This is a genomic window from Shewanella gelidimarina, from assembly GCF_023283945.1.
Classification (GTDB): Bacteria; Pseudomonadota; Gammaproteobacteria; order Enterobacterales; family Shewanellaceae; genus Shewanella; species Shewanella gelidimarina.
Genome location: NZ_JAKIKW010000006.1, coordinates 200,227 through 207,335 on the forward strand (window position 1 = coordinate 200,227; position 7,109 = coordinate 207,335).

Sequence of the window (7,109 nt, forward strand, 5' to 3'; positions counted from 1 at the left end):
CCCTTGGTAAAATCAATAACACAGAGTAAAGGCCATTAAAACCCATCAAAGAAGGGGTTGTGCAAGCCCACTTCGTTGTTGCATTAACTTAAAAGGAAATCACCATTTCTACGTTAATGCGCCTAGAATTGAACTGGCACAACGCCTCTGAAGCGAGCATTTTCAAGTAGAACGGGTATATGCAAAAGCAGATTTAGGCGTAAGCTTGATCCATTTAAAACAGCATGCAAAAGCTGGGATAATCAGCTAGCCACATTTTATTAGGAGTGAGTATGAAGTTAGCAAGTTATGATAATGGACGCCGTGACGGCCAGTTAATGTTAGTTAGCCGAGATCTAACTAAAGCGGTTGCGGTACCAGCTATTGCTCATACTATGCAGCAGTTGCTAGATGCATGGGATCTACTTAACCCACAGTTGGTTGAGCTTTATGATGCATTGAACGAAGGTTTGATGGATAACGCCATTGCATTTGACGAAGCTAAGTGTCTATCACCGCTTCCAAGAGCTTATCAATGGGCCGATTGTAGTGCTTATGTAAACCATGTTGAATTGGTACGTAAGGCACGTGGGGCTGAGATGCCAGCAACATTCTGGACCGATCCGTTAGTTTACCAAGGTGGCTCAGATTGTTTTATTGCACCTAAAGCCGACATCCTATTAGCGAGTGAAGAGTGGGGCATTGATTTTGAATCTGAAATTGCCGTGATCACTGATGATGTGCCAATGGGAATTACAACAGAAAATGCAGCTAAGCACATTAAACTGCTAATGCTGGTTAACGATGTGTCCCTAAGAAACTTGATCCCAGGTGAATTAGCCAAAGGTTTTGGTTTCTTCCAAGCTAAGCCTTCAAGCAGTTTTTCACCTGTAGCGGTAACGCCGGATGAGTTAAACGACAAGTGGCAAGATAGTAAAGTACATCTGCCATTAATCACTCATTTAAATAATGAGCTGTTTGGTCGTCCAAACGCGGGTGTCGACATGACGTTCAACTTCAGCCAATTGGTGTCTCACGTGGCTAAGAGTCGTCCTTTAGGTGCTGGTGCCATTATTGGTTCTGGAACGATTTCTAACTATGACCGCAGTGCCGGCTCAAGCTGTCTTGCTGAGACTCGTATGCTTGAAACCATTGCAGAAGGTAAGCCATCAACTCCATTTATGCGCTTTGGCGACCGTGTTCGTATTGAAATGCTTGATGAAAATGAGCATTCAATATTTGGTACGATTGATCAGCAGGTTGTTGAGTATAAAGCTTGATTTGTAGTCTAAGCCATTGATGCAATTAGCAACATGAAGAGTTAATTCGTAAGGGTTAACTCTTTTTTTAGGTTGTTGCGTTAATACCAATTGGATTAAAAGTTTGACCATTCAGCGGGAATTCAAAGCCCTGTAGGCGAGATGGGGGATTGAAGCTAATAGTTATTCTATATCTAAAGCCCACAGCGAAGCTTAAAGGGCTTTGAAACCCGCACTACGTGAGTGCCTCAGACTTTCCACTTCTGCTTTGCAGTGCTTTAAAAGGGAATAACCCTTTTTTCACCAATGCGCCTTGAATTGAAAAGTCTGAGGCGCTCTGAATTGGTCAAATACTTAATGCAATTGGTATTTGATAAGCCTGTTGGAATTACATATGTGGTTAATTCGGAAACGCTTAATCTGTTCAATTCAGGTTGCATTGATGAGGCATGGCTTACTCGCTTGTGAGTCAACGTTATTGATATAAAAGGGAAGTCAGAATGATCAAATTATATGGGTACTGGCGTTCAAGCGCGGCTTACCGTGTGCGTATCGCGCTGAATTGCAAAGGACTCACTGCTGAGCACATTTCTGTTCATCTAGTCAAAAATGGTGGTGAGCAACATCAGTCCCAATACACTGCCTTGAATGCACAGGAGTTGGTCCCTACATTGGTGACAACAGATGAAGATGGCCAAGAGTGGGTGTTAACGCAGTCACTTGCGATAATCGAGTACCTTGAAGATAGATATAGCAATAGCCCACTTTTACCTATCGGTGCTTTTGACAAAGCCATTGTAAGAGCGATGGCGCTGACGGTAGCGTGTGAAATCCATCCTTTGAATAACTTAAAAGTATTGCAGTATTTAGCGGCAGAATTAGAGACTAGCGATAACGCAAAAACGGCGTGGTATCACAGCTGGGTAAATCAAGGGTTTGCTGCATTAGAACAGCAATTGGCACAATATAGTGGTGATTTCTGTTTTGGCGATAACATCACGTTAGCTGACCTATGTCTGGTGCCGCAAGTTTATAACGCAGAGCGATTTAACGTCGATATGACGCCATTTCCCAATATTGTACGGGTTAATGCACATTGTTTAGCTCAGCAAGTCTTTATTGATGCGATTCCCGAGAATCAGCACGACGCGACATAAGTTAGGCAATCGCGTAAATTTCTAGCGGTTTTGCATTAAGAATTCGACAAACGCCCGATCGGCTTTACTGATTGGGCGTTGCTTTTTCCAAGCAATGTGCAGGTCTAAATACACTGGCGGATCAAAAGGTTTTGCCAAAATGTTGTCATGCGGTTCAATCACCATTTCCAACACACTGGTAATTCCATACTCTTGAGCAACCACTTGTTTTATAAGGTTTATAAGGTTAGTTTCAAATGCAATACTGGCATTGAGGCCCAATAACTCAGCCTGTGCTAACATCCACTCTCGATGAAAGTATCCTTGTTTAAATAGGACTAAATCGTGTTGAAAAAACTGTTCAAGGGGCACGGAAGCTTGATCCGCTAACGGATGATGTTTACCTACGGCAACGACCATCTGTTCTTGCAGTAAAAGATGACTTTCAAAGTTTTCGTTCAAATCGTTGGCGGTAATGATGGCGATATCGACATCTTCTCGTAGCAGCATTTTTAACGTGTCACGAGTACCACCTTCAAATAATGATAACTTCAAGTCCGGATGTTGATGCCTAAAAGCCATTAATCGGCTTGGCAGGTAAAAAGAGCCCAACATACCGGGAACGGCAACCCTCACTTCACCTTTGGTCAAATTTGCCATTGATTTGATATGTGCTTCTGCTTGCGCCATGTTTTTAATAATGAGTGTTGCGTGTTGATGTAGTGCGCGTCCCTCAGCGGTTAGAGAAAGGACCTTACTGCGCTTGTGGGCGCCTCTGTCTACTAACGTAACCCCGAGCGAGCCTTCTAACCTTTTAATGCTCTGGCTCAGTGCTGGTTGCGCTATGTTTAATTGTTGCGCGGCTTTAGTAAAGCTTCCTGAGGTTATCAATGCATCAAGATGTTTTAACTGTTTTATATCCATAGCAAACCCATTTAAGGCGGAACGACGAAATGTTTTGTTCTCGAGTGGTTATACTGCCAATTTTGAAGTTAACTTTCCATAACAAAAATCAATGAATAGAGCTGTTTTTAGTTATTATCGTTATGTAACTAGCATTGCTATGATCATCGGACTGAGACAACGTTGTGAAGAGTCATATTATTATGAGCAATACTGCTGTGCAGGTTAACGATAAGCGCGAACTACAATTAATTGGCGGTTTATCTATTGCTTCGATTGTTATTTTTATCAATTTGTATCTTGTTCAGGGAATGCTACCGCTTATTGCCGAGACATTTTGGGTGTCAAAAACACATGCGACTTTATTGTTATCGGTGACAAGCTTCACAATGGCATTTTCGTTGCTACTGTTTGCAGTTCTGTCAGATCGTATCGGCCGTAAACGCCCGATCATTATTAGCCTTTATCTGCTCGTTATTGTGGATATAATTGCAATATTTATTGGTGATTTCAGTCAACTTGTTGCATTGCGAATGGTACAAGGGGTTTTACTCGCTTCAGTGCCCGCGATGGCAATGGCTTATTTTAAAGACGAGCTTGGTGGCAATGTGCTGTTAAAAGCGGGGGCCATTTATATTGCAGCGAACAGTGTTGGTGGTATAACGGGTAGGTTACTTGGCGGTATGATGTCTGAATATTTGCAATGGCATGAGGCAATGGCGCTGTTGGCGGCTTTATCACTCATTGGCACGATACTCGCTGCAACGATGTTACCTGACAGTCAGTTTGTTAAGCCTAAGCTTGGACTCGGAAAATTCGCTGTGCAATCAGATTTAAAAGGGTTTTATCATCATCTAGCTAACCCAAAGTTGAGATTAATTTATCTTGTAGGTGGCGTCGCATTCATGGTGATGGTCAATCAGTTTAGCTATATACAACTGCATTTAATGGCGAGCCCCTTCATGCAGGGACCTTTTGAGGTCACCTTGATCTTCCTTTGTTATTCAAGCGGTACATATGCATCGTATCGTAGTGCCAAATGGATTAGTAAACTGGGCATTAAACGTGTATTTAGTTTGTCAGTTCTCGCGCTAATGCTAGGGACACTATTTACCCTTTTTGATAGTGTGATTACCATCTACGTAGGGTTTCTGGTCTCCTCATTCGGTTTTTTTCTTATTCACAGCAGTTGTAATGCTTGGGTTGCGTTTATCGCTAAGCAACATCGTGCAAAAGCCACAGCGCTGTACTTATGCAGTTACTATCTAGGCGCTGCCATTGGCGGACCTTATCTGTTACCTTTTTGGCAACATTGGGGTTGGCAAGGTGTTGTATTCGGTTCAATGATTTGCTTGAGTGTACTGGCTGTACTCGTCAATAAGTTAATATCGCCTGCGAATGCAAAAAGCCCTGTGTCATTTACTGCTTAACATATATTAATTAATACTGGGGTTTATGCTGAGCTGCTTTTAAAGCCCATCTTTATGGATCGGGACAATGTGAAATACCCAGCGACTAAAGAGCACTGGGTTTTCTCAGTACCATTCGATAAATACGGACTTGCCGGCCTATTGCTGCTTAACTTCTCTAAGCTGGTGCACTCGAAGGTTGCGGCCATATTTTTGCCCGATAATGGCCATGAAAGAACACCGCAGCTGCAAAAAATGTGACTAAAGCCCCACTGAGTAAAGCCCATTTCACATCAAGTATACTCAATATACTGCCAAGCCCCGCAGCGAGTAAGTTACCTAAGCAGAATATAGTCACCAACATTCCCATCAGTTGTCCCTGTGCGTTGTTGTGGTATGAATTCGATAAGTACACTGGCAGGAAACCGTTATAAATGGCTATTCCTGCGCCCATGAGTGCGAAACAAATTAAATATAGCTGGCTGGTGAGAAAGGGAAGCGCGGTAAGGGCAGAGCCAAAGATAATAACTCCCATTAAGCCTGCTCTAGCATGTGACATTGTTTGCTGAATTTTTGGGTTAATCCAAATGCTGGTAAAAATCATACATGCCGTTAAGAATACGGTAGCCCAACTAATATCTACTGGGGTGTAGCTGAATTGTCTGACTAAAAATAGGGGGTAGAATTCGTAGTAGAGGTTGACTCCCATAGTTAACAATAAGTACAGCATAAAAAAACGGCGTAAATCAACTTGGCGCAGCAGTACAAGGCTTGAAGCATTGCTTGGTGCATTGGTCGTTTCGTTTAGGCTTGATGGCATTAGGAAGTGACTTAACCCTGCGCACAAGAAACATGCAATAGCCGCGACAATAAATACTGTTTCAATCCCCGAATAAATTAAATAGCCACCCATAAGAGGACCTAGTAAATACCCACCGTAGCCCATTGCACTAATGAGAGAAAAGCTGCGAGTTTTATCGATGATAGGGTGAAGGTCTGCTGCGATTGCACGGGCAATCGAAATATTGCCTTCGCACACGCCTGTCATTAGCCTCGCGATACAAAATAGCGCAAAGTTACCAGAGAGTGCAGCGAAAGCGGTCGCACTATAGCCAATACCACTGCCCACTAAGGTCAGAGTTAATAGGCGACGCCTACCGTAACTATCAGATAAAGCGCCAATAAAAGAACTACCTATAATAATACCTAAGGGATAGACACCTAATACGATGCCTAGTAATAGCTCTTTAGGTAGACCTTGAAACTGAGTTAATGCACTTTCACCTTGTTCGAACAGTGGCGCTAAGATGGGGTAGGGAAGGGCAATACCAGCAACACTAATAAGCGTCACTATCAAAGTGATCATCAGTATCTTTTTTGCTTCAGCTTGAGTCGTGCAGGTAGACATCTCTTTCATCTTTAGCTTTATCTGGTAATGATAAAGCTAAATATTACATGTACAGCTAGTTAAGTAAATAAAAATGTTTACTTAATGATGTGGGTTTTAATTAACGTGCTGAATAGAAGATGTCATCTTTGATGGTAAGTTAACAGCTATAGGTCAAATACTATCGAAAATTAGAGTCCTGAGATCAAGTGAATAGCGCTAATGTTAAGTGATACTTTTTAGATATGCTGAGGTCGTTATATGAAGCGAGATAGTGAGGTGTTCTGAAAAAGTGACTTCCTTTATGCTTGTTGCCGTAAGCCTTTGAGCATTTATCGCGGTTTAATATCTTGTCGATATAGTTCATTTATTACTTCTGCAATATCGACGTCCACTACATCTAAGTAGACGCAGATGATTGAAGTATATCTAGCATCGCTAAACAGTATTGATGCCACTTATGATGAGTATTATTTAGTTGGATTTATCTGGTGCATCACTGTGTCGCTAGGAAGCAACTCAAGGTGACCTTGCTCGTCGAAATACCAACCCGTGATAAACCCTTTTTGTCGCATTCTGACTAAGTTTTGCATGACTTCTTTTGCTTCTACAAGCGCAGTTTGTTGATCGTATTGATACGTGAGCTTTAAGTAGGCGGCAATACTCGAAAGTGAAGCCGATTGACTAACGTCAGCCATGAGATTCATCCAAAAATAGAACATACTAAAGGATAGTTGAAATTGAGAAGTACTGAAGAAGAATAGATAAAAAAATGGTGTGTAACATCGAATCTAGAGAGGAAATATGGTGGTCGATACTGGGCTCGAACCAGTGACCCCCTCCTTGTAAGGGAGGTGCTCTCCCAGCTGAGCTAATCGACCTGGGACTTACTAATTGTACTAACTGTTATTCTCTTTAGCAGAGAATGGTGGTCGATACTGGGCTCGAACCAGTGACCCCCTCCTTGTAAGGGAGGTGCTCTCCCAGCTGAGCTAATCGACCTGGGACTTACTAATTGTACTAACTGTTATTCTCT

The 7,109-nt window shown here is 42.3% G+C and carries 6 protein-coding genes and 2 tRNA genes; 3 read left to right on the forward strand and 5 right to left on the reverse strand.

The features are described 5' to 3' along the window. Positions 1-272 precede the first annotated feature (272 nt). Together L2729_RS07930 and maiA are read left to right on the forward strand one after the other, a co-directional pair. Positions 273-1,259 (forward strand): fumarylacetoacetate hydrolase family protein, encoded by a 987-nt coding sequence (locus L2729_RS07930; RefSeq protein ID WP_101089296.1) that lies wholly within the window; start codon positions 273-275, stop codon positions 1,257-1,259. A gap of 482 nt (positions 1,260-1,741) precedes the next feature. Then, a complete protein-coding gene (gene maiA / locus L2729_RS07935; RefSeq protein WP_248987798.1) occupies positions 1,742-2,395 on the forward strand; it encodes a maleylacetoacetate isomerase in 654 nt (217 codons plus the stop codon). A gap of 21 nt (positions 2,396-2,416) precedes the next feature. Here maiA and L2729_RS07940 read toward each other — a convergent pair whose 3' ends face one another. Then, entirely contained in the window at positions 2,417-3,298 is an 882-nt protein-coding gene (locus tag L2729_RS07940; RefSeq protein ID WP_248987785.1) for a LysR family transcriptional regulator, read from the reverse strand. 182 nt (positions 3,299-3,480) lie between these two features. Between L2729_RS07940 and L2729_RS07945 the strand changes: the two genes are divergently transcribed. Beyond that, positions 3,481-4,707, forward strand: a complete 1,227-nt coding sequence (locus L2729_RS07945; protein WP_248987786.1) for an MFS transporter — start codon at positions 3,481-3,483, stop codon at positions 4,705-4,707. Between the two features lie 157 nt (positions 4,708-4,864). Here L2729_RS07945 and L2729_RS07950 read toward each other — a convergent pair whose 3' ends face one another. The 4 genes from L2729_RS07950 to L2729_RS07965 form a co-directional block, all read right to left on the reverse strand. After that, complete coding sequence (locus L2729_RS07950; RefSeq protein WP_248987787.1) at positions 4,865-6,094, reverse strand: MFS transporter; 1,230 nt, start codon at positions 6,092-6,094, stop codon at positions 4,865-4,867. 449 nt (positions 6,095-6,543) lie between these two features. Further along, positions 6,544-6,771 (reverse strand): hypothetical protein, encoded by a 228-nt coding sequence (locus L2729_RS07955; RefSeq protein WP_101089292.1) that lies wholly within the window; start codon positions 6,769-6,771, stop codon positions 6,544-6,546. 107 nt (positions 6,772-6,878) lie between these two features. Then, positions 6,879-6,954 (reverse strand) — tRNA-Val (locus L2729_RS07960). 45 nt (positions 6,955-6,999) lie between these two features. Next, positions 7,000-7,075 (reverse strand) — tRNA-Val (locus L2729_RS07965). Positions 7,076-7,109: the final 34 nt, after the last annotated feature.